18 protein-coding genes are annotated in these 21,827 nt (G+C 36.1%); 5 read left to right on the top strand and 13 right to left on the bottom strand.

Annotation, left to right across the window (positions count from 1 at the left end; genetic code table 11):
• Position 1: 1 nt before the first annotated feature.
• Positions 2 to 1,096 (bottom strand): Nif3-like dinuclear metal center hexameric protein, encoded by a 1,095-nt coding sequence (locus ACFPVY_RS08455; RefSeq protein ID WP_379791537.1) that lies wholly within the window; start codon positions 1,094 to 1,096, stop codon positions 2 to 4.
• Between the two features lie 126 nt (positions 1,097 to 1,222).
• Between ACFPVY_RS08455 and lpxK the strand changes: the two genes are divergently transcribed.
• On the top strand, positions 1,223 to 2,236 hold the full coding sequence (gene lpxK / locus ACFPVY_RS08450) for a tetraacyldisaccharide 4'-kinase (RefSeq protein WP_379791536.1): 1,014 nt from the start codon (positions 1,223 to 1,225) through the stop codon (positions 2,234 to 2,236).
• Positions 2,237 to 2,287: 51 nt separating this feature from the next.
• Here lpxK and ACFPVY_RS08445 read toward each other — a convergent pair whose 3' ends face one another.
• Positions 2,288 to 3,394, bottom strand: a complete 1,107-nt coding sequence (locus ACFPVY_RS08445; protein ID WP_379791535.1) for an NADH:flavin oxidoreductase — start codon at positions 3,392 to 3,394, stop codon at positions 2,288 to 2,290.
• Between the two features lie 11 nt (positions 3,395 to 3,405).
• A complete protein-coding gene (locus ACFPVY_RS08440; protein WP_379791534.1) occupies positions 3,406 to 3,705 on the bottom strand; it encodes an ArsR/SmtB family transcription factor in 300 nt (99 codons plus the stop codon).
• A 206-nt stretch (positions 3,706 to 3,911) separates the two neighbouring features.
• Here ACFPVY_RS08440 and ACFPVY_RS08435 point away from each other — a divergent pair, with 206 nt between their 5' ends.
• A complete protein-coding gene (locus ACFPVY_RS08435) occupies positions 3,912 to 4,724 on the top strand; it encodes a purine-nucleoside phosphorylase (RefSeq protein ID WP_379791533.1) in 813 nt (270 codons plus the stop codon).
• Here the strand turns inward: ACFPVY_RS08435 and ACFPVY_RS08430 are convergent.
• The 8 genes from ACFPVY_RS08430 to ACFPVY_RS08395 form a co-directional block, all read right to left on the bottom strand.
• Positions 4,721 to 6,901 carry a tetratricopeptide repeat-containing hybrid sensor histidine kinase/response regulator gene (locus ACFPVY_RS08430; RefSeq protein ID WP_379791532.1) on the bottom strand — a complete coding sequence of 727 codons (2,181 nt, stop codon included), beginning with the start codon at positions 6,899 to 6,901 and terminating at the stop codon, positions 4,721 to 4,723. The two genes, ACFPVY_RS08435 and ACFPVY_RS08430, sit on opposite strands and share 4 nt — an antisense overlap.
• Before the next feature lie 27 nt (positions 6,902 to 6,928).
• A complete protein-coding gene (gene gap, locus ACFPVY_RS08425; protein ID WP_379792003.1) occupies positions 6,929 to 7,927 on the bottom strand; it encodes a type I glyceraldehyde-3-phosphate dehydrogenase in 999 nt (332 codons plus the stop codon).
• A gap of 53 nt (positions 7,928 to 7,980) precedes the next feature.
• Positions 7,981 to 8,853, bottom strand: coding sequence for a lipoyl synthase (gene lipA / locus ACFPVY_RS08420; RefSeq protein WP_379791531.1), 873 nt, complete (start codon positions 8,851 to 8,853; stop codon positions 7,981 to 7,983).
• A 322-nt stretch (positions 8,854 to 9,175) separates the two neighbouring features.
• Positions 9,176 to 9,931 carry a hypothetical protein gene (locus tag ACFPVY_RS08415; protein WP_379791530.1) on the bottom strand — a complete coding sequence of 252 codons (756 nt, stop codon included), beginning with the start codon at positions 9,929 to 9,931 and terminating at the stop codon, positions 9,176 to 9,178.
• Between the two features lie 106 nt (positions 9,932 to 10,037).
• Positions 10,038 to 10,886, bottom strand: coding sequence for an energy transducer TonB (locus tag ACFPVY_RS08410; RefSeq protein ID WP_379791529.1), 849 nt, complete (start codon positions 10,884 to 10,886; stop codon positions 10,038 to 10,040).
• Positions 10,887 to 11,072: 186 nt separating this feature from the next.
• Entirely contained in the window at positions 11,073 to 12,536 is a 1,464-nt protein-coding gene (locus ACFPVY_RS08405) for a T9SS type A sorting domain-containing protein (protein WP_379791528.1), read from the bottom strand.
• A 66-nt stretch (positions 12,537 to 12,602) separates the two neighbouring features.
• Positions 12,603 to 13,154 (bottom strand): RNA polymerase sigma factor, encoded by a 552-nt coding sequence (locus ACFPVY_RS08400; RefSeq protein WP_379791527.1) that lies wholly within the window; start codon positions 13,152 to 13,154, stop codon positions 12,603 to 12,605.
• Positions 13,145 to 14,251: a glycosyltransferase gene (locus tag ACFPVY_RS08395; RefSeq protein ID WP_379791526.1), complete on the bottom strand. Its 1,107-nt coding sequence runs from the start codon at positions 14,249 to 14,251 to the stop codon at positions 13,145 to 13,147. Before ACFPVY_RS08395 ends, ACFPVY_RS08400 begins: the two co-directional genes overlap by 10 nt.
• Positions 14,252 to 14,484: 233 nt before the next feature.
• Here ACFPVY_RS08395 and ACFPVY_RS08390 point away from each other — a divergent pair, with 233 nt between their 5' ends.
• The gene (locus ACFPVY_RS08390) at positions 14,485 to 14,703 is read left to right on the top strand and encodes a di-heme oxidoredictase family protein (protein ID WP_379791524.1); all 219 of its coding nucleotides are present in this window, start codon (positions 14,485 to 14,487) and stop codon (positions 14,701 to 14,703) included.
• A gap of 195 nt (positions 14,704 to 14,898) precedes the next feature.
• Here ACFPVY_RS08390 and ACFPVY_RS08385 read toward each other — a convergent pair whose 3' ends face one another.
• Positions 14,899 to 15,609: a DUF4197 domain-containing protein gene (locus ACFPVY_RS08385; RefSeq protein WP_379791522.1), complete on the bottom strand. Its 711-nt coding sequence runs from the start codon at positions 15,607 to 15,609 to the stop codon at positions 14,899 to 14,901.
• Positions 15,610 to 15,635: 26 nt separating this feature from the next.
• Positions 15,636 to 16,388 carry a DUF4197 domain-containing protein gene (locus ACFPVY_RS08380; protein ID WP_379791520.1) on the bottom strand — a complete coding sequence of 251 codons (753 nt, stop codon included), beginning with the start codon at positions 16,386 to 16,388 and terminating at the stop codon, positions 15,636 to 15,638.
• A 152-nt stretch (positions 16,389 to 16,540) separates the two neighbouring features.
• Here ACFPVY_RS08380 and ACFPVY_RS08375 point away from each other — a divergent pair, with 152 nt between their 5' ends.
• Both ACFPVY_RS08375 and ACFPVY_RS08370 read left to right on the top strand, forming a co-directional pair.
• A complete protein-coding gene (locus tag ACFPVY_RS08375) occupies positions 16,541 to 18,031 on the top strand; it encodes a catalase (protein WP_379791519.1) in 1,491 nt (496 codons plus the stop codon).
• Between the two features lie 243 nt (positions 18,032 to 18,274).
• Positions 18,275 to 21,712, top strand: a complete 3,438-nt coding sequence (locus tag ACFPVY_RS08370) for a methylmalonyl-CoA mutase family protein (RefSeq protein WP_379791518.1) — start codon at positions 18,275 to 18,277, stop codon at positions 21,710 to 21,712.
• Positions 21,713 to 21,827 lie beyond the last annotated feature (115 nt).

Raw genomic sequence — 21,827 nt, 5'->3', positions numbered from 1 at the left:
TCTATAAGTACTTAACTGGATTTGTATTTTCTTCCGATAAAATGATTGCAAAATTAGGAATTTTTTTCGTAAGATACTCAACTATATAATTTTTTGTATAGCGTTCACTCTCAAAATGTCCAATATCGGCCAAAAGCAACTGATTTTCAGCTTCATAAAACTGATGGTATTTCAAATCTGCGGTCAAAAAAGCATCAGCTCCGGCCTGAATTGCCTTTTTTATGGCGAAACTTCCCGAACCGCCAAGAACTGCAACCTTTTTTATAGGTCTTCCAAGATATTCTGAATGACGAATTCCGTCAGCTTTCATCTTGTCTTTTACAAATAAAAGGAATTCTTTTTCTTGCATTTCAGTTTCAAATTCGCCAATCATACCGAGTCCTATATTTTGGTGGGAATTTTCTAAATTGTAAATTTCATAAGCCACTTCTTCATAAATATGATTTGAAAATAAGGCTTTTAAAATTTTTGATTGCAAATGTTTTTCAAAGGTAACTTCGATTCTTATTTCTGTATTTTCTACAAATTCACCGATTTCGCCAATTTCTGGATTACTATTTTCGTTTCCCTGATATGTACCAATTCCTTGCAAGTTGAAACTGCAATTTTCATAGTTTCCGATATTTCCTGCACCAGCTTCAAATAAAGCATTTCGCAGTTTCGTATGATTTTCTGGAACGGTATAAGTCACTAATTTTTGGATAAAACTTTCCTTCGGAATCAAAACTTTTGTGTTTGTCAATCCCAAAGCATCGCAGAAAATCTTGTTTACGCCATTTTGGTGATTGTCCAAAGCTGTATGAACTGCATAAATCGCAATGTCATTTTTAATAGCCTTTAAAACGGAACGTTCTACGTAATTTTTGCCAGTAATTTTTTTCAAACCCGAAAATAAAATAGGATGGAAACAAACAATAAAGTTGCATTTTTTAGCAATTGCTTCTTCGATTACATTTTCCAAAGCGTCGTGGCAAACCAAAACTCCGGTACAATAATCATTTTGGTTTCCGACGAGCAATCCGACGTTGTCAAAATCTTCGGCATAAGCCAACGGAGCCATTTCTTCAAGGACAGAAATTATTTCTTTAATTTTCATAAACACAGATTTTACTAATTTTCACAGATTAAAAAGACAGCATAAATTTTGATTAAAAATCTGTGCTAATCTGTGAAATATGTGTTCTAATTATGTTTCAAAGATAAAATATTATATTTTCGTACTATGAATATTCTCCGAAAAATACTTTTTCCTTTTGCCATACTGTATGGTTTTATAACGTCTTTTCGTAATTTTCTTTTTGATAAAGGCATTTTGAAATCACATTCTTTTGACTTGCCAATTATCGCTGTTGGAAATTTGAGTGTTGGCGGAACTGGAAAAACGCCTCAAATAGAATACTTAATCCGATTGCTTTCTCCAAGTTATAAAATTGCTACGTTGAGTCGTGGTTATAAGAGAAAATCGGAAGGTTTTATATTGGCTGATGCCTCTTCAAATGCTGAAATTTTAGGCGACGAACCTTTTCAATTTTATCAAAAATTTCCAAATATTTTAGTTGCAGTTGATGCGAATCGCAAGAACGGAATTGAACAATTGATCAAAATCTCAAAACCAGATGTAATTTTGCTGGACGACGCTTTTCAGCATAGAAAAGTCAAAGCTGGATTTTATATTTTGCTTACAACTTACAATGATTTGTATTCTGATGATTTTATTCTGCCAACCGGAAATCTTCGTGAAAGCAGGAGTGGAGCGGAAAGAGCAAACATTGTAATTGTTACTAAATGTCCGGGAGATCTTTCTGAAAAAGAAAGAAATTATATCGAAAGAAAATTGCAATTAGAATCAAGCCAGAAATTATTTTTCACTTCAATTGCTTACGACGAATTTATTTTTTCGGAACAAAAGCAACTTTCGTTTTCAGAAATTAAAAATTCAGAAAAATTGCTTTTGGCTGGAATTGCAAAGCCGGAACCGTTTTTTGATTATTTGAAAAACGAAAAGGATACAATTCTAACGTATCCAGACCATCATCATTTTTCCGATAAAGATATTTTAGAAATTAAATCAAACGCTGATGGCAAAATCATAATTACAACTGAAAAAGATTATGTCAGATTAAAAGGAAATCTTCCTTCGCAACAACTTTTTTATCTTCCGATTAAAAGTGAATTCCTTCAAAATAGAGAAGTTTTTGACCAGACAATTTTGTCTTACGTAGAAAATAATAGCTAAAAAAAGACCCGCTAAATTTGAAATTTGCGGGTCTTTTAATTTATTCTGAAATTATGAAAGAGATAATTCTCCTAAAGCTTCTTTGGTAAATTCTCTCAATTCTTCTGTCTTTCCAGCTTTGATTTTTGCAACCCAATTCGGATCAGCCAAGATTGGTCTTCCCACGGCAACCAAATCAAAATCACCTCTGTCAAATCTTCTGTTTAATTCTTCTAAGGAAGTTGGTTGTGAACTTTCTCCTGCAAAAGCTCCGAAGAAATCTCCAGAAAGACCAACTGAACCTACCGTAATGGTAGCTTTCCCAGTTAATTTTTTAGCCCAACCCGCAAAATTTAAATCAGATTCTTCAAATTCTGGTTCCCAAAAACGTCTTTGCGAACAGTGCAAAATATCAACGCCGGCGTCAACTAAAGGTGTCAACCAAGCTTCCATTTCTTGTGGAGTTTTCGCTAACTTGTAATCGTAATCTGCTGGTTTAAATTGTGAAAGCCTGATGATAATTGCAAAATCTTCACCAACTCTTTTTCTGATTTCTTTAATGACAGCAACGGCAAAACGGGTTCTTTCTGACAACGTTTTTCCGCCATATTCGTCTGTTCTTAAGTTTGTTGCATTCCAAAAAAATTGGTCAATCAAATAATCGTGCGCTCCGTGGATTTCGATGGTATCAAAACCTAAGTTTTTTGCATCCGCTGCAGCTTGTCCAAACGCTAAAATTGTGTTTTCGATATCTTTTGAGGTCATCGTGTTTCCGTTGCTGAAACCTGGTCGGTTTAATCCTGACGGACCTTCAAAAGGCGTTGGAGGAACCCATCCCGAGTGATGATTGTCCATGATTCCCATATGCCAAATTTGCGGGCCCATTTGGCCACCTGCATTGTGAACGCCATCAATCACTTTTTTCCAACCGGCCAAAGCTTGATCGCCGTGAAAGTGAGGAACATTTGCATCGTTTGAAGACGAAGGTCTGTTAATAACCGTTCCTTCTGACAAAATCAACCCGACTTGTCCTTCGGCTCTTTTTTGGTAATAAGCGGCAACTTCATCAGTAGGAATTCCATTTGGAGAAAACGAACGTGTCATCGGCGCCATTACGATTCTATTTTTTAAGTCAAGCGTCTTTAATTTAAAAGGCGTGAATAAACTATTTGTGCTCATTTGATTTGTATTTATAAATTAGATTCAATTATTTTTATTAGCTCAGTAAATGCTTTTTCGTTTCGTTTATAGTACGTCCATTGCCCAACACGAGTGGATTCGACGAAACCAGCGCGCTGTAAAATCGACAAATATTCAGAAACTGTGGATTGCGTCAAACCAGCTTTTGCTTGGATTTGACCCACACAAACGCCGTGCTCAAAACCTGCAGCTTCTTGCTCTGGGAAATTGGTTCTTGGATCTTTCAGCCATTCCAGCATTTGCAATCTAGACTTGTTCGATAAGGCTTTAAAAATTTCTATGTTTTCCATAGTACAAATGTATCGGGAATTTCCGATATTTCAATTAACTGATATCACAATTAGTATTTTTTTATGATTGTCAATTTCATAATGGCTAATATTTCTCCAATGAAATCATTTTGTGTATTTTTACTTTTGGCTAAAATCTTTAGGAAGTTTATTAATCTTGTGTTGAGAACTTTACAAATTTTGCCATTCACAAATCATATAAAATTATGTACGAAAAAGTTCAAGAAACAGTTAATTATATCAAATCAAAAACAAATTTTTCTCCAGAATTTGGAGTTATTTTAGGTTCCGGTTTAGGAGGTTTTACAGAAGATATTGAAGTAGAGTTTACGCTTCCTTACAATGAAATTCCGAATTTTCCAGTTTCCACGGTCGAAGGTCATAAAGGCGCTTTGGTTTTTGGAACAATCGGAAACAAAAAAGTCGTTGCAATGCAAGGTCGCTTTCACTATTATGAAGGTTATGATATGAAAGAAGTGACGTTTCCGGTTCGCGTTATGAAGTTTCTTGGCGTAGAAAAACTGGTGGTTTCAAATGCTTCCGGCGGCGTGAATCCGTTTTACAAAGTGGGCGATATCGTGATTATTTACGATCATATAAATATGATGCCAGAACATCCTTTACGTGGAAAAAATGACGAAAGATTTGGGCCAAGGTTCGTAAATATGAGCGAGCCTTATTCGCGCAAATTGATTACTAAAGCAAAAAACATTGCAATTGATTTAAATATCGAGGTAAAAGATGGAATTTATTATGGATTGCAAGGACCAACTTTTGAAACACTTTCTGAGTATAGAATGGTGAAAATAATGGGAGCAGATTGCGTTGGAATGTCCACAGTTCCAGAGGTTATTGTGGCAAGACACATGGGGGTTGAATGTTTCGGAATCTCAGTGATTACAGACATCGGCGACGAACACAGCATCGATACAATTTCACATCAAGAGGTTTTAGAGGCGGCGCAAAAAGCAGAACCAAAAGTGAGAACTTTAATTAAAGAATTGATTGCCAGAAATTAATTTCGCATTGTTTCAGCGATCACTTTATAAAAATTATCAGGATTAAATGGCTTGGTGATAACATCGGTCATCCCAAAAGAAAGAAGCATTTCGCGATTTTCGTTCAAGGAAATCGCGGTTAATGCAATAATTGGAGTTTTTCTGTCGAAAACACGGATGTTTTGCGTGGCGATCGTTCCGTTAATTCCAGGAAGATGCACGTCCATCAGAACCAGATCATATTTATTATTGCGAACTGCTTCAATCGCATCTTCACCATTATCAACAATTTGACAGAAGATTTTCTTTTTCTCCAGCATTTTTTTAGTGACCATTTGATTGATTTTATTGTCTTCGACCAAAAGTATTTTTTTGTTAATAAAATCAGAATCGCTGGTATGGAATTTAACGTCGTCATCGCATTCCACGCCTTTTTCTATCGTAAGCGTAAAATTAAAATTAGAACCTTGTTGCGGAATACTTTCTAATTTAATGGTGCCACCAAGCAATGCGACAAGCCTTTTTACAATTGCCAAACCAAGACCGGTTCCCCCATATTTTCTGTTAATCGAAACCGAACCCTGTGAAAAACTTTCAAATATAATTTCTTGTTTTTCTAAAGGAATTCCGATGCCATTATCCACAATTTCGAAGTGAATTTTCTGAAAAATATCGTTATCTTCAATAAGTTTTGCCTTTACTATCACCTTTCCATTTTCAGTAAATTTCAAGGCGTTATTGATTAAATTCATGAAAATCTGAGAAAGTTTTGTGGGATCTCCGTTGAAAATAGCACAGATGTCTTCGTCAAATTCCAATTCAAAATCCACATTATTTTGGCTTGCCAATTCTTTCAGCGAATTTTGGATGTCAATTAATAGTTGCTTCAGGTTAAAACCAATTTTCTCAACCTCGATATTATTTGATTCAATTCTATTGATTTCTAAAATTTCGTTGATGAAAGTCAGCAAATACGTACCCGAAAATTTCAAGGATTTCAAGTATTCTTTCTGAGATTCTTTTGGATCTTCTTCAATCATCAAATGCGTAATTCCGTTGATTGCATTTAACGGCGTTCGCAATTCGTGGCTTACTGTCGAAAGAAATTCTGCTCTTGCCTGAAGCGCTCTTTCGGCTTTATCTTTGGCAATTTCCAGTTCAGAATTTTTCTCTTGAAGTAATTTGTTTGATTTTTTCTTGATATTGTTATTCTTGTACAGCGAAATACTCAACAGCGATAAAATCGAAATCAAAGCAATGCTCAAAATGCTAGTTAATTTTGAAACTTTGATCAATTTTTGAGCTTCCCGATTTTCTTTGTCTTGCTGTTTTATGGTTTTCATTCGTTCGCTTTCTTTGAATTTTTCAAATTGCAGCGCGCCAATTTTTCTGCTGTTTAGTGTGGTAATTGAATCTTGCAAGACCAAATGTTTCTTCAAAAAAACAAACGAATTATCGATGTCCATCATTTTTTCATAGACTTCGCTAATCTTTTTAAAAATCTTAGATTTCTGTTCTAAATTGCCATTTTTTTGATTTAATTCTAATGCTCGATTTAGGTAATTCATTGAAAGAGAACTTAGTCCTGATTCATATTCAATGCAACCCATTTGGTACAATGCTTCGGCTTTTGTTTTAAATTGATCGTCAGAATCTGGTTTTGCGATAATTTTATTGAAGATACCCGAAGCCAATTTTCCTTTTCCCTTTGCTTTGTACAAAATTCCTTTTTGGAGATTTAAAAGTTCTTTTGCGTCAGGAATATTAATGATTTCATAGATGGTACTCGCTTTGTCAAAATAGATTTCGGCGGTGCTGTAATCACTTTTTTCCATATAGCACAAGCCTAAATTATAGTAAGAATACGCTTGTTCAGTATTGGGTTCCAGATCGTTATAAATAGTGGTGCTTCTGACGTAAGTTTCAATCGCGTCATCATATTTTTGAAGTTCAAAATAGATGCTTCCTAAAAAAGTATAGGCATTTGCTTCGTCAATTTTGTTTTCTGATTTTAAAGCAACATCAATTGCTTTTTGGGAATTTTCTAGAGCTGGCTGAAAATTATCACCTTTTAAATGAAAATCTGCAATTTCAAGATAATAATCAACGCTGTCAATCTTTGAAGGCACAACAGATTTTACCTGCGAAAAAAGCGGGAAACTTAAAATTGCAAAGAAAAGTGTAAAATACCGACTCATTTAAAGTTCTTGAGACGATAAATGTAATTATTTCTTATTCGTCAAAGAAATTAAATCGATTAAGCGCGAAGAATATCCGATTTCGTTATCATACCAGCCCACAACCTTCACCATTTTGTCAATTACTGAAGTCAAATCAGAATCAAAAAGGCACGAATTCGTGTTTCCGATAATATCCACAGAAACGATTGGATCTTCGGTATAAGCCATAATTCCTTTAAAGTGATTTTGGCAAGCTTCTTTAAAAGCGGTGTTTATTTCTTCAATCGAAACTTCGCGTTTCACATAGCAAGTAATGTCGGTCAAAGAACCATCCGGAACCGGAACACGAATCCCGCTTCCTCCAATTTTTCCATCTAATTCAGGGAAAATTTTGGTCAACGCTTTCGCCGCGCCAGTCGTTGTTGGAACAATAGATTGCGCTGCGCCACGCGATCTTCTTAAATCTTTATGTGGTTGATCGTGAAGGCTTTGATCGGTTGTGTAAGAGTGAACAGTTGTGATGTATGCTTGTTCAATACCGCACAGATCATTAATCACTTTAATCATCGGCGCTGCATTATTTGTAGTACAGCTGGCGTTTGAGATTATTTTTTCAGTTCCGTCAAGAATATGTTCGTTGACACCAAGAACCACGGTTTTTATTTTTTCAGTTTCTGACGGAGCAGAAAGAATTACCTTTTTTGCTCCAACCAAAATATGAAAATTAATATCTTCAAAAGTTTTGTATTTGCCTGTAGATTCTACAACCACGTCAATGTCAAGCGATTTCCAATCTAAATTTGAAACGCTTCTTTCGTGAAAAAAAGTGTAATGTTTTCCATCAACGATAATTCCGTCAGCATCATATGAACATTCAAACGGCAAAACCCCGTGAATACTATCATATTTAATCAAATGCGACATCGTTCTGTTATCCGCAATATCATTAATCGCAACAACTTCAATAGTCGGGTGGTTCAGTAAAAGACGGAATAAATTTCTCCCGATTCTTCCAAAACCGTTTATGGCAATTCTAGTTTTTATCATTTATTTTATGACAGTCTTTAAATCTGAAATCTAAAATCTGCAATCTAAAATTAAAGTATATGTTTCTGCGCTTTATAAGAAGATCTTACCAACGCACCACTTTCCACGTGGCGGAAACCTAATTCCAATCCAATTTTCTCATATTTAGCAAACTGGTCTGGCGTAATAAATTCCTTCACCGGAAGATGTTTTTTACTCGGTTGCAGATATTGACCAATCGTTACCACATCCACATTGGCATCGCGCAAATCATGCAACGTCTGAATCACTTCTTCCTCCGTTTCGCCTAATCCAAGCATGATTCCAGATTTTGTTCTGTTGATGCCTTTCTCTTTCAAATAGCGCAAAACTTCTAGGCTTTTATCATATTTTGCCTGAATTCTAACTTCACGAGTCAAGCGTCTAACCGTTTCCATATTATGCGAAACCACTTCAGGATTTGCTTCCACAATTCGGTCTAAATTTCTGGTGTTTCCTTGAAAATCAGGAATCAAAGTTTCCAAAGTTGTATTCGGATTCATTCTTCTGATGGCTTTCACCGTCTCAATCCAAATAATCGAACCCATATCTTTCAAGTCATCACGGTCAACGCTCGTTACAACCGCATGTTTGATATTCATAATCTTGATCGAACGCGCCACTTTTTCAGGCTCGTCCCAGTCCACCGTTTCAGGACGTCCCGTTTTCACACCGCAAAAACCACACGAACGCGTACAAACATTCCCAAGAATCATAAACGTCGCCGTACCTTCGCCCCAGCATTCGCCCATATTTGGGCAACTCCCTGAAGTACAGATGGTATTCAACTTATATTTATCCACCAAGCCGCGAAGTTCAGTATATTTTTGGCCAATAGGTAGCTTCACTTTCAGCCATTTAGGCTTTCCAGTAGGCAAAACAGCAGTATCTAAAACAGTTTCCATAGTCTCGATTTCAAGCCACAAAGATAAGCAATGTTTTTATTAAATACGTTAATGTCGTGTTAGCGAAAACCGCTTGATTTTGTGATTTTTTTGAAGCGAAAAGACGGTGATTTTTAGGCATCCATTTTCCCGCTTTCTGCAGTAGCCTTTTCTCCCCCGATAAAAATCGGGAAGAAAAGACTACTGCCGCCAATCGGGGCTATTTGAGAAACCATTTGCATTTTGTTAGCTTTTGGACCAGTACTGCGTAGACCAATCTTTACAAAAAAAAAATCCTGCAAAGCGAAAAGCTCCGCGGGATTATAAGAATATTTTTGTTAGGCTAAAGTTTTCTAACTTTTACTGAATTCAAGTCAATTGTTTTAAAATCTTTGGATTCAAAAGTAATTTCCACAGCTGGATACGCTTCGCCATCACCATCTTTTAAACCCATTCTTTTAATTTCAAAAATTCCATTTGATTTTGGCTTAATTATCATATCACTTGATCTAGAGATATGACTATAATCGTTAAGTTTTTCTTTTACTATTTTTTCCATTTTTGCCCATTCAGTTTCAGGAAATTTAATCTCATTTACGTTATCGCCATCTACTAAATATTTCTCAAAATACTGAGAACTTCCAACATTTCCTGGCGCATCACTTATAGTAACGATATTATTTTCGATTTTTTCAATAAACATCAAATGCCTCCAATTGTCGAAAAATAAGTTGTGTAATTCCCGCTTGTAATTTCTTTTATTAGTATATAAACTATCGACCAAAAATAACTGTTGTAAGACGGTTTTTTCTTTTAATTCTGGATAAATCGTGTCGTATAGATTTCTCTTGTCTAAATATACAATGTCATATATTCTGCGGTTAAGTTTTTCTTTTGCCTTTTTCGAAAAATTTTCAATAGAAGGTTGAGGGGAATTAGAATATATGGTTGGGTTTGCCAATTCTTCTTTCAAAATCAAATCTCGATAAAAGATAATTTTTTTCTCATAATCTATTTCGATTACAGAATTACTTTTTTGATCAGTTTTACAACCGCAAAACAAAACAGAGAACAGAACGATTAAAAAATATCTTATCAAAATGAAAGAGAATTAATTACCTGTAAATATATAAAATTTTATCAAAAAAATCCTGCAAAGCAAAAGCTCAGCAGGATTTATAAACTAACTTAAATTTGGAAAATACTTAATTTTTTAAAACCACGCTAATCGGTAAATTATAAGAAACTCTCACTTTTTTTCCGTTTTGAACGCCAGCTTTCCATTTGGTTTTTATAGCTTTCAGTGCGCGAATTGCTTCGTTCCCAAGACCATAACCTGGATCTCGTGCCACTTTAATATTAGAAAGGGAACCATCAGTTTCCACAACAAACGACACAAAGATTTTCATCGTCATTGCTTCCGATAAGTCAGGAGTTTTAAAATTGCTGACAAATGTTTCGGTAAATTTCTTTAATCCACCCGGAAATTCTGGGCTTGATTCCAAACCAAAATTCCCAACAATTTCACCTTCGCCAGAACCCCCACCGTTTCCGATAATTTCGTCAACAGGCTTTTTTCCGGTTCCGTCGAGCGTTCCTTGACCTAAAGAAACTGCGCCTTGATTATCTCCCGCGTTGTCAACAGCACCCGTTTTTATCGGCTTGTCTAAATCTAAAACCGGCAATTCAGTTGTGGTTGTCGGCTTATCGGTAATTGTTGTATTTACAAATTTCGTTTCTTTTGCCGAAGATTTTTCTGGTTGCGCTTCTGCCGCTTTTTCTTCTGGTTTTACTTCAGGGAATTTCTCAAAAGTTACAGGAACTACGTGAGGCAATTCATTTGGTTCAGAAATTACACCAGCAACCTCGCCTTTCAGTAAACTCGAAATAAGGGGAATACTTACTAAAGACGCAACGACGAGTGTTCCATAAAACAAAGCTTTTAATGTTGTTTTTGGATTTTCTTGGCGCAACTGGAAAGCGCCATATTCTTTATTTCTTCCTTCGAAGACAATTTCGTTCCAGCTTTGGTTGAAAACATTTAGGTTTGACATAATACATAGTTTAAAAGTTGCGTAAATATGTTGTCATAAGCTTGCTATTTTAACATATAACGTAAAATATAAAAAGTGTAGTATGTGAAAAGCTAGAAATTTTTTAAATATTTTGTAATAAATTTCATAGCAAACAAAAAAGGCAGGCTACATCGAGCCTGCCTTAAATTCTTACAAATCTAATTTTTATCGAATAACTAGCTTTTGATTGAAATTTCCTTCAGAAGTTTCTGTTTTCAAAATGTAAATACCTGAAGCTAAGTTTAAATTTAGAGTGTTATTTCCTTCGGTTAAATTAATTTTTTGGACAAACATTCCGTTGATTGCAAAAACAGATGCGGTTCCATTCTCAGGCATTGAAATATTTAAAATTCCATTACTCGGATTTGGATAAATCTTAGGTTTTGCAATGGCGAAATTCGGTGTTGACAAAGCATCGCATCCAAAAGGGTTAAAAGTTACCAACCCTAAATTTGCATCATCAACTTGATGACTGATAACGTTTTCCACATTTGTTGGCGTCAATGTTGTTCCTTCGATCCAGCAATTATTCATCGCCATTATCGGTAAAGCCGTGTTGTTGAAAAGTGCATAAGTTTGGCCGCCATTTCCATTATCAGCAAAAACATTCCCACCCAGATTTGAACCTCCGTCGCCCAGATTAATCCTTGCAGTTCCAAGAACTGTGATTCCCCAAAGATTTCTTCTGATTTGGTTGTTTGTTGTGATGATATTCATGGTTGTTGCTCCAGAAGCATTTAATGAAATCCCGCTTCCGCCAAGGTTTGGAGAATTTTGAGTGTCATTATCTTCAATTATATTATTACGAATAAAACCTGAAGAATTTGCTCCAACAACGGTAATTCCATATCGATTGTCTCTAATTGTATTTCCGTCAATAATTACTTTATTAGGATTTCCAAGTAAGCTCGAAGCAGCAATTCCTCCAACCATAATTTTTGTTGGATCACCAATAATTGTGTTACCAACAATTCTTAAAGTATCAGCGCCACTCGGTCCCATATTAATTTGCGGACGATTTGTATTTGACTGATTATTTGCAAATAAATAATTATTGCTTAAAGTTGGCGACGTTTCTTGATTTGCGCCAGAACTAAATGCGGGATAATTATTAAAAGTAAAAGTTGAGTTGTTGATTATTGGGCTTCCTGTAGAAAAATTAATGGCAGAACTTGTTGTAGTTCCAGGAATATGATAAGACATTGTACAAGATTGCATTTCAAAATCTCCTGTAGAAAGACGAATTCCTTTGCCATAATTTATAGTTGTGTTTCTCATAAACCCGCTTGAACCTGATTCAAAAATAATGCTATTATAAGGTGTCGCAGGATTTGTTGCTGTAATTAAAATGGCGTTTGAATCTGCGGTAAAAGCTCCTTGCACAATAATTTGAACGTCAGCATTGATATTAATTGTCGCGTCAGAGGTAATCAGCAAATTGTCATTTGGCGCAATTGTCAAGTTTTGCGATAGCGTATAAATTCCGCCAGAAAAAGAAATTGCCGAAGGAGCATTTGTTACCAAATCTGTTAAGTTCCAGGCGACACCGGTATTCGGAGTTGTAAACTGTGCTTTTGATGTGGTAGTTGCAAGCACAAAAAATACAAAGTAGAGTAGTTTTTGATTCATAGTTTTAAATTTTAGACGTTAAAATTACGATTTTTTATAATCTTTAAAGCCTAATTTAACTATGATTTATCTTCGATTGTGAATGATTTCGGCTAAAAGCTTTTTTGCCCGAAGCAATTTTATTTTCACGTTACTTAAAGGTTCTTTGAGTTGTTCTGAAATTTCCTGATAACTAAGTTCTTGGAAATAACGAAGCTGTATAACTTCTTGATAATGAGGCTTTAATTCTTTTATGCATTGCAAAAGTCGGGAAAGATTTTGCTCTGTAATAATCTTATCTTCAGGCGACGGCGAACTGTCGGCTACATTATAAGCTTGATTGTCTTCTTCGTCAGTAATGTCTAAAAATACGGTAGATTTTTTCTTGCGGAGCATATCGATGTGTACATTTTTTGCAATCGCAATCAGCCAAGTATTAAACTGAAATTCAGGATTGTAAGTAGCGATTTTGTCAAATGCTTTTGCAAAAGTTTCTATCGTAATGTCTTCTGCATCTGTTTCATTTTCAGTGCGTTTGAGCATAAAACCATAGACTTCGTTCCAGTAATAATCCAAAAGAGAAGTGAATGCAACTTGGTCGCCAATTTTCGCTTTCTCTATTTGCTTTTTTATTTCCAATGTACGGGTTTTGAAAAAAGATTAGTGATAAAGATATTCAATTGCGTGAAAATAAGCACGATTTCGATTATCGGATACCAGTACATAACGTCTTTTTCGCGTAATTTATTTGAAGCATAACCTAAAGAAATCCAAGTGAAAATGTATCTTCCCACAACCATCGGAACGATAATCATCCAATTAAATTGAAAAGCTAACAAAATTATCGCTAGTAAAATAAACAGAAATTGCGTCAAAAAGAAAACCGCCAACTGCATTCTGTCAAAAGATTTGTAAAATGTTGCCGTTGAAACGTGACGTCTCTTTTGATCAAACCATTCTTTAAAAGTCTTTTTTGGTTCAGAAAAAGTAAAGCTTTCTGGCGTAAAACTAATCGTCGTATTTTTTCCGTTGGAAGCTTGATTGATAAACAAATCGTCATCTCCAGAACGGATTTTCATGTGGTCGATAAAACCATTTACGTTGAAAAATTCTTCTTTTTTATAGGCCAAATTTCGTCCAACGCCCATGTAAGGATGCTTCATTCTTGCCCAAGAAAAATATTGAATAGCAGTCAACATAGTTTCAAAACGGATGATTTTGTTCAAGAAAGATTTCGCCACTTTTTCATAAGCTCCGTAGCCTAAAATTATCGTTTTGCTCATCGTAAATTGCGAGCTCATTTCTTTAATCCATTGATTTGATGAAGGATAACAATCAGCGTCCGTGAAAAGCAAATATTCGTTTTTGGCAGCTTTAATTCCTAAAGTCAAAGCGAATTTTTTGTTTCCCCAAAATGCTTCGTTATTTTCAACTTTTACCAAACGAACATTGGAATATTGCTTTTCAAATTCTTCAAAAATATCCAAAGTTGAATCGCTGGAAGCATCGTCAATCAAGATAATTTCATAATCTGGATAATCTTGTTCAGCTAAAAGCGGAATGAATTTCTTTGCGTTTTCCTCCTCATTTTTAGCGCACACGATCACAGATATCGGAATTCTTTTTGGAGTGCTTTTTTGCGGTTTCCCGAAAGAAAATTTTCCAAAAACTATGATGTAATAGAATAGTTGAATGGCTATAACTCCGATAAATGCATAAAAAATAATGGTCAACATATAGGCTTGGTGTTCTTAAAAAAATGTGTGCAAAGGTACAATTGAAAAGTTTAATTTCAATTGTCATTTACAAATTAAATTATGAATTTCTACTAAATTATCCAAATCGATTTTATAAAAAAAAACCACTCCTTTATTTTGGATGGCTCTAATCTAAAATTAGATACAGCAGTTAAAATTAAAATTAATGAAGCAATTGCAGCTACCAAAAATATTCCTAGAAATTTCACACAATGCAATGCTCGGCCGCTTATGTTGAAGATACGGGAATAACGAGTTTTGTATTTCCTAACGAAACTGGGCATAATCAATCAAATGGTCAAGACGGATTAACTGATGAGCTAGAAGCAATTTTGTGGCACGGAGGAGAAGCGCAACAATCAAAAGAAAAATTCAAACAATTATCTTTAGAAAAAAGAAATGCGCTTCTTGCTTTCTTGAATTCGCTGTAAAATTTTTTAGTCTAATTTACACCAAATAAAAAAGCCAGTACTTTAAAAAGTGCTGGCATTTTTTTTCTAACTAACCCTAACCAAATGAGAAAACCATTAATCTCTCTGCAAAGGTCAGCATTTTTTTTTAGTTGATATGTTAAGCTAATGTTATTTCTATCTATTTGATAATTAAAATTTTAACTCTGTAAGTCATTACTTATTATCTTGCATAGCAAATACTCTTTTTAACAAATCTGAAGTTCGCGCGGCTAAATTTGTTCTGATGTCTTTTTCCTCAACAGCAATCATTTTAAACACGCCTTCCATCGCTTTATCGGTCACGTAATCTGTCAAATCTGGATTTACATCATTCGTCAACGGAACTGCATTATATTTTGTAATTATGTTTTCCCAAACTTTATCAGCGCCAACTTTTCCCAAAGAATTTTTCACAACCGGACTAAATTTCGAATACAAAGCCGTGGAAGTTGAACTTTGTAAATAAGTTGTCGCCGCATTATCACTTCCCAAAAGGATATTTTTCGCATCGGTAAAAGTCATATTTTTAACAGCCGAAACAAATATTGGCGTCGCTTCTTTTACTGCATCTTCGGCAGCGCGATTTAAAACTTTTAAACCCTCGTCAGCGAGACTTGATAATCCGATGTTTCTCAAAGTTTTATCGACTTTTTGCAATTCTGTAGGAAGCAAAATCTTTACCGCTTGGTTTTTGAAAAAACCATCTGTTGCGGTCAATTTGGTTACTTCCTTCGTGATTCCGTTATTCAGTGCTTCCTTTAAACCAGCGGCAATATCTGGGTTTCCAAGTGTGGTTCCGATGTTTGGATATTGGCTTGCCACTTGCTGTAATTCCGCACATCCAAAAAGTGAGAAAACCGTGGCTAATACTAAAACTTTTTTCATAATTATTTTTTATTGAAAGTACTAAATTAATCCTGCATCGCAAATACTTTTTTAAGCAACGGCGAAGTTCTTGCACCAATATCAGTACGAATTTTTTTCTCTTCGACAGAAATCATTTTGAAAACGCCATCCATTGCTTTTTCGGTAACATAATTGGTTAAATCAGGATTCACTTTTGTTACCAACGGAACCGAATTGTATTTAGAAATAATCGTTGCCCAAATTTTATCTGCGCCAACTTTGCTCAACGAACTCTGAATCACTGGACTAAATTTTGCAGCTAAAGATGTAGAAGTCGTTCCTTCTAAATAAGTTGTTGCAGCAGAATCATTTCCGGTCAAAATATTTTTAGCATCCGTGATTTTCATACTTGTAATTGCGTTTACAAAAATGGGTGTTGATTCTTTCACGGCGTCTTCCGCTGCGCGATTTAAAGCTTTCACGCCTTCGTCAGCAAGACTTGACAAACCGATATTTCTCAAGGTTTTATCCACTTTTTGAAGTTCTTCTGGGAACAAAATCTTCACAGCGTCATTTTTATAAAAACCATCAACTGCAGTCAATTTTGTGACTTGTTCCGTAACTCCTTTTTGCAAAGCTTCTTTCAGACCGGCACCAATATCGGCACTTCCCAGTAAATCTGTAATCGATGTTTTGGAACCCGAAGTTGTCGTCGTTTTCTTAGCTTGCACTTTTTCATTGGCTTTCTTTAAAAGATCTCCAAATTGTCCAAAGCTAAACATCGGAACAAATAATGCTAAAAGGAAAATTTTTTTCATTGTATGAAATTTAAGATTTTCAAAGATAAGCAAAGATCGTACCGTTGTTAAATAGTTAAAATTTATTAAAATATAAAAACAATCAATTTCAGTTATAGCTATCGACAAATAAATTGCTTAAATTTGGGTAAAACAAATAAACAATACAGCTTATGAAAGATCAAGACAATCACAACAAACTGACGACGGCCTCTGGAAAACCTTATGCAGAAAATGAGGACTCAAAATCTGTTGGAGCAAGAGGACCGCTTTTATTGGAAGATTTCATCCTTCACGAAAAAATGGCGCACTTTAATAGAGAGCGAATTCCAGAAAGAGTTGTTCATGCAAAAGGTTCTGCAGCATTCGGAACGTTTACGGTAACACACGATATCACAAAATATACAAAAGCAAAAATTTTCTCCGAAGTAGGGAAAAAGACAGATATGTTGCTTCGTTTTTCAACTGTTGGTGGTGAAAAAGGTTCGGCAGATACAGAAAGAGATCCAAGAGGTTTCGCCATGAAATATTACACCGAAGATGGAAATTGGGATTTGGTGGGAAATAACACACCCGTTTTCTTCGTAAAAGATCCAAAGAAATTCGGAGATTTTATTCACACGCAAAAACGTGATCCTTACACAAATATGAAATCGCCAACGATGATGTGGGATTTTTGGTCGTTAAATCCAGAAAGTTTGCACCAAGTTACGATTTTAATGTCTGACCGAGGAACACCGCACGGTTACCGCCACATGCACGGTTTCAGCTCGCATACTTTTTCTTTTATCAATAGTAATAATGAGCGTTTCTACGTAAAATTTCACTTTTTGACCAAACAAGGAATCAAGAATTTCACCGATGCTGAAGCTGGAGCGATGAAATCACAAGATCCAGATTTTGCACAAAGAGATTTATTAGATAATATTGATGCAGGAAATTTCCCGCGTTGGGATATGAAAATTCAAGTAATGCCTGAAGCCGAATCAAGAACTTATCATATAAATCCGTTTGATTTGACAAAAGTTTGGCCCCACGGAGATTATCCTTTAATTGATGTTGGAGTTATCGAATTGAACAGAAATCCAGACAATTATTTCCAAGATGTGGAACAAGCGGCTTTCGCCCCAGCTCACGTTGTGGACGGAATTGGTTTTTCTCCGGATAAAATGTTGCAAGGAAGAATTTTGTCTTATCCAGATGCGCAACGTTATAGATTAGGAGCCAATTATGAGCAAATTCCGGTAAATAGATGTCCTTATTTTACAAATAATTACCAACGAGACGGACAAATGCGAATCGATGGAAACGGTGGAAAAATGCCAAATTATTTCCCGAATAGTTTTGACAATATCGCGGTTGATGAATCCTATAAAGAGCCATCTCAAGAGTTAGAAAGCAATGTTTCTGGTTGGTACGATCGAAATGCAGCGGGAGAAAATGATCATTACACGCAACCAGGAAACTTATTCAGATTGATGGTTCCAGAACAACAGCAAAATTTGATCAGCAATGTTGTGGGCGCCATGTCAGGAATCGACGGACCAAAACGGGAAGAAATCATTAACCGCCAGCTTTGCCATTGGTTTAGAGCTGACCCAAGATTGGGAATGGGAATTGCACAAGGCCTTGGAGTTCAAATTGACCCAAGTATGCTTAGATAATTTTCAAATTAAATACCCAGAATTTTCCCAGAAACCCTTTCGATTTAGCTCGGAAGGGTTTTTTTATACGAGAATATTTATATTTTAGAAATTTCAGGAATTCGCAGAATCTATGTTATCCAAGTTGAATTCTACCCAAACCAAAATCGTCTGATTAATTCATTCACAATTTCCAGCGCCAAATACTTCCAAATTTTTAAAGATTTCGTAAATTGCACACCTAAAATCGACAGATATTTTAATATGGAACAAGCAAAACCTTATATTCCTAAAAATAAAGTAAGAATTGTAACTGCAGCAGCGCTTTTTGACGGACACGATGCTGCCATCAACATAATGCGAAGAATCATCCAGTCTACCGGAGTGGAAGTTATTCATTTAGGTCACGATAGAAGTGTGGAAGAGGTTGTAAATACGGCCATCCAAGAAGATGCAAATGCCATCGCAATGACTTCTTATCAAGGCGGTCACAACGAATATTTCAAATATATGTATGACCTTTTGAACGAAAAAGGAGCAGGACATATCAAGATTTTCGGCGGTGGCGGCGGTGTAATTCTTCCGGATGAAATCAAGGAATTGCAGGACTACGGAATTACAAGAATTTATGCTCCCGATGACGGACGTGAATTAGGTTTGCAGGGAATGATCAACGATTTGGTTCAAAAATCTGATTTTCCAATTGGAGATAAATTGAATGGAGAAATCAATCATTTGGAGGAAAAAAATCCAACGGCAATTGCCCGCGTAATTTCTTCTGCCGAAAATTTCCCTGAAATTGCAAAGGAAACTTTAGATACGATCCACAAGCAAAATGAAACCAGCAAAATCCCAGTTCTGGGTATTACCGGAACCGGTGGAGCGGGAAAATCATCATTGGTAGATGAATTGGTTCGAAGATTTTTAATAGATTTTCCAGAAAAAACTATCGGATTGATTTCTGTCGATCCTTCAAAAAGAAAAACCGGCGGTGCGTTATTGGGAGACAGAATCCGAATGAACGCCATCAATAATCCTCGTGTTTACATGCGTTCGCTGGCAACCCGTCAATCAAATTTGGCTTTGTCAAAATATGTTGCCGAAGCAATTCAGGTTTTAAAAGCAGCGAAATACGATATTATCATATTAGAAACTTCAGGAATCGGGCAATCTGATACTGAAATTATGGACCATTCTGATGTTTCATTATATGTGATGACGCCAGAATTTGGTGCCGCAACGCAGTTGGAAAAAATCGATATGCTTGATTTTGCCGATTTGGTTGCGATTAATAAGTTTGACAAAAGAGGTTCTTTGGATGCTTTGCGTGATGTGAAAAAACAATTCCAGAGAAACCACAATCTTTGGGATGCCAATCCAGATGATTTGCCGGTTTTCGGAACAATTGCTTCTCAGTTCAACGACCCAGGAATGAACACGCTCTACAAAGCAATCATGGACAAGATTGTAGAAAAGACAGCATCTGACTTGAAATCTACTTTCGAAATCACACGCGAAATGAGCGAAAAAATCTTCGTGATTCCGCCTCACAGAACACGTTATCTTTCAGAAATTGCTGAAAACAATAGAAAATATGATGCTACCGCTTTGACACAACAGCAGGTTGCTCAAAAATTATACGGAATTTTCAAAACCATCGAATCGGTTTCGGGTAAAAAACCTGAGATTACTAAAACAGGAATCAACGATGATTCGGTTTACAAAAGTGCAACTGAAGAAGATGAAAACAGAATCTTCCTAAATTTACTTTTAAATCAATTTGACAAAGTAAAGATGGATTTGGATCCCTACAACTGGGAAATCATCTTGACTTGGGACGAAAAAGTAAACAAATACAAAAACCCTGTCTATACTTTTAAAGTGCGTGACAAGGAAATCAAGATTGCAACGCATACCGAATCGTTGTCGCATTCACAGATTCCAAAAGTGGCCTTGCCTAAATACGAAGCTTGGGGCGATATTTTAAAATGGAACCTGCAAGAAAATGTTCCGGGAGAATTTCCATTCACTTCGGGATTGTATCCTTTCAAGCGTGAAGGCGAAGATCCATCGCGAATGTTTGCTGGTGAAGGTGGTCCAGAAAGAACCAACAAGCGTTTCCATTACGTGAGTGCCGGTCTACCTGCAAAACGTTTGTCAACGGCTTTTGACAGTGTGACTTTATACGGAAACGACCCGCATTTACGTCCGGATATTTATGGGAAAATCGGTAATGCCGGAGTTTCCATCTGTTGTTTGGATGATGCGAAAAAATTATATTCTGGTTTTAACTTGGCACATCCGCTGACTTCTGTGAGTATGACGATTAACGGTCCGGCTCCAATGTTGCTTGGATTCTTTATGAACGCAGCGATTGATCAGCAGTGCGAAATTTACATCAAAGAAAATAATCTTGAAGATGAAGTTGAGGCAATTATCGATGAGATTTACAAGAAAAAAGGTCTCGAAAGACCAAGATATAACGGCGATCTTCCAGAAAGCAATAACGGTTTAGGTTTGATGCTTTTGGGGGTTACTGGAGATTTGGTTTTGCCAAAAGAAATTTACGAAGAAATCAAAGTAAGAACACTTTCGCAAGTTCGAGGAACGGTTCAAGCGGATATTTTGAAAGAAGACCAAGCTCAAAACACGTGTATTTTCTCAACAGAATTTGCCTTGAGATTGATGGGTGATGTTCAGGAATATTTTATTACGAATAACATCAGAAACTTCTATTCGGTTTCGATTTCGGGCTATCATATCGCGGAAGCTGGTGCCAATCCAATCACGCAATTGGCGTTTACTTTGGCCAATGGTTTCACTTACGTGGAATATTATTTGAGCCGAGGAATGGATATTAACGACTTTGGACCAAACTTATCGTTTTTCTTCTCAAACGGAATCGATCCTGAATATGCGGTGATTGGTCGAGTAGCCAGAAAAATCTGGTCGAAAGCGTTGAAAAATAAATACGGAGCAAACGAAAGAGCTCAGATGTTGAAATACCATATTCAAACTTCGGGTCGTTCGTTGCATGCCCAAGAGATTGATTTTAATGATATTCGTACGACTTTACAGGCTTTGTATGCGATTTACGATAACTGTAACTCGTTGCATACCAACGCGTATGATGAAGCAATTACGACACCAACGGAAGAATCGGTTCGTAGAGCAATGGCCATTCAGTTGATTATCAACAAGGAATTAGGTCTGGCGAAAAACGAAAACCCAATCCAAGGTTCGTTCATCATTGAAGAATTGACGGATTTAGTGGAAGAAGCCGTATTATTGGAGTTCGACAGAATTACCGAAAGAGGTGGCGTGCTTGGCGCAATGGAAACGATGTACCAACGTTCGAAAATCCAAGAGGAAAGCATGTATTATGAAATGCTGAAACATACGGGCGAATTCCCGATTATTGGTGTGAATACGTTCTTGAGCTCGAAAGGTTCTCCAACGGTGATTCCTGCGGAAGTAATCCGTGCGACGGAAGAGGAAAAGCAATTTCAAATCACGATGTTGGACAATCTTCATAAATTCTACGCAGATGAAACCGAGCAACAACTTTCGATTATCCAAGACGTTGCCATAAACAATAAAAATATTTTTGAGCAATTGATGGAAGCTACCAAGATTTGTTCGTTGGGAGAAATCACATTATCGTTGTTTGAAGTGGGTGGACAGTATAGAAGGAATATGTAAAAATATTTATTTTTTTACGGTAGAGACAGGGCATTGCCCTGTCTTTTTTTTGGAAACAAAATGTTTGCAAAAACCGTTAATTTAGACAAGGCAATGCCATGTCTCTACGGACAAC

This window comes from Flavobacterium qiangtangense (genome assembly GCF_042658345.1).
Lineage (GTDB): Bacteria > Bacteroidota > Bacteroidia > Flavobacteriales > Flavobacteriaceae > Flavobacterium > Flavobacterium qiangtangense.
Note: the sequence above shows the minus strand (reverse complement) of the source record. Positions and strands in the feature narration are given on the sequence as shown.

Bases quoted from the DNA above. Each gene is read 5' to 3' on its own strand.
- ACFPVY_RS08445 (WP_379791535.1), bottom strand. From the start codon at position 3,394: ATGAGCACAAATAGTTTATTCACGCCTTTTAAATTAAAGACGCTTGAC.
- ACFPVY_RS08385 (WP_379791522.1), bottom strand. From the start codon at position 15,609: ATGAAAAAAGTTTTAGTATTAGCCACGGTTTTCTCACTTTTTGGATGT.
- ACFPVY_RS08435 (WP_379791533.1), top strand. From the start codon at position 3,912: ATGTACGAAAAAGTTCAAGAAACAGTTAATTATATCAAATCAAAAACA.
- ACFPVY_RS08375 (WP_379791519.1), top strand. From the start codon at position 16,541: ATGAAAGATCAAGACAATCACAACAAACTGACGACGGCCTCTGGAAAA.
- lpxK (WP_379791536.1), top strand. From the start codon at position 1,223: ATGAATATTCTCCGAAAAATACTTTTTCCTTTTGCCATACTGTATGGT.
- ACFPVY_RS08405 (WP_379791528.1), bottom strand. From the start codon at position 12,536: ATGAATCAAAAACTACTCTACTTTGTATTTTTTGTGCTTGCAACTACC.
- ACFPVY_RS08440 (WP_379791534.1), bottom strand. From the start codon at position 3,705: ATGGAAAACATAGAAATTTTTAAAGCCTTATCGAACAAGTCTAGATTG.
- ACFPVY_RS08380 (WP_379791520.1), bottom strand. From the start codon at position 16,388: ATGAAAAAAATTTTCCTTTTAGCATTATTTGTTCCGATGTTTAGCTTT.
- ACFPVY_RS08390 (WP_379791524.1), top strand. From the start codon at position 14,485: ATGCAATGCTCGGCCGCTTATGTTGAAGATACGGGAATAACGAGTTTT.
- ACFPVY_RS08455 (WP_379791537.1), bottom strand. From the start codon at position 1,096: ATGAAAATTAAAGAAATAATTTCTGTCCTTGAAGAAATGGCTCCGTTG.
- ACFPVY_RS08395 (WP_379791526.1), bottom strand. From the start codon at position 14,251: ATGTTGACCATTATTTTTTATGCATTTATCGGAGTTATAGCCATTCAA.
- ACFPVY_RS08410 (WP_379791529.1), bottom strand. From the start codon at position 10,886: ATGTCAAACCTAAATGTTTTCAACCAAAGCTGGAACGAAATTGTCTTC.
- lipA (WP_379791531.1), bottom strand. From the start codon at position 8,853: ATGGAAACTGTTTTAGATACTGCTGTTTTGCCTACTGGAAAGCCTAAA.
- ACFPVY_RS08430 (WP_379791532.1), bottom strand. From the start codon at position 6,901: ATGAGTCGGTATTTTACACTTTTCTTTGCAATTTTAAGTTTCCCGCTT.
- ACFPVY_RS08370 (WP_379791518.1), top strand. From the start codon at position 18,275: ATGGAACAAGCAAAACCTTATATTCCTAAAAATAAAGTAAGAATTGTA.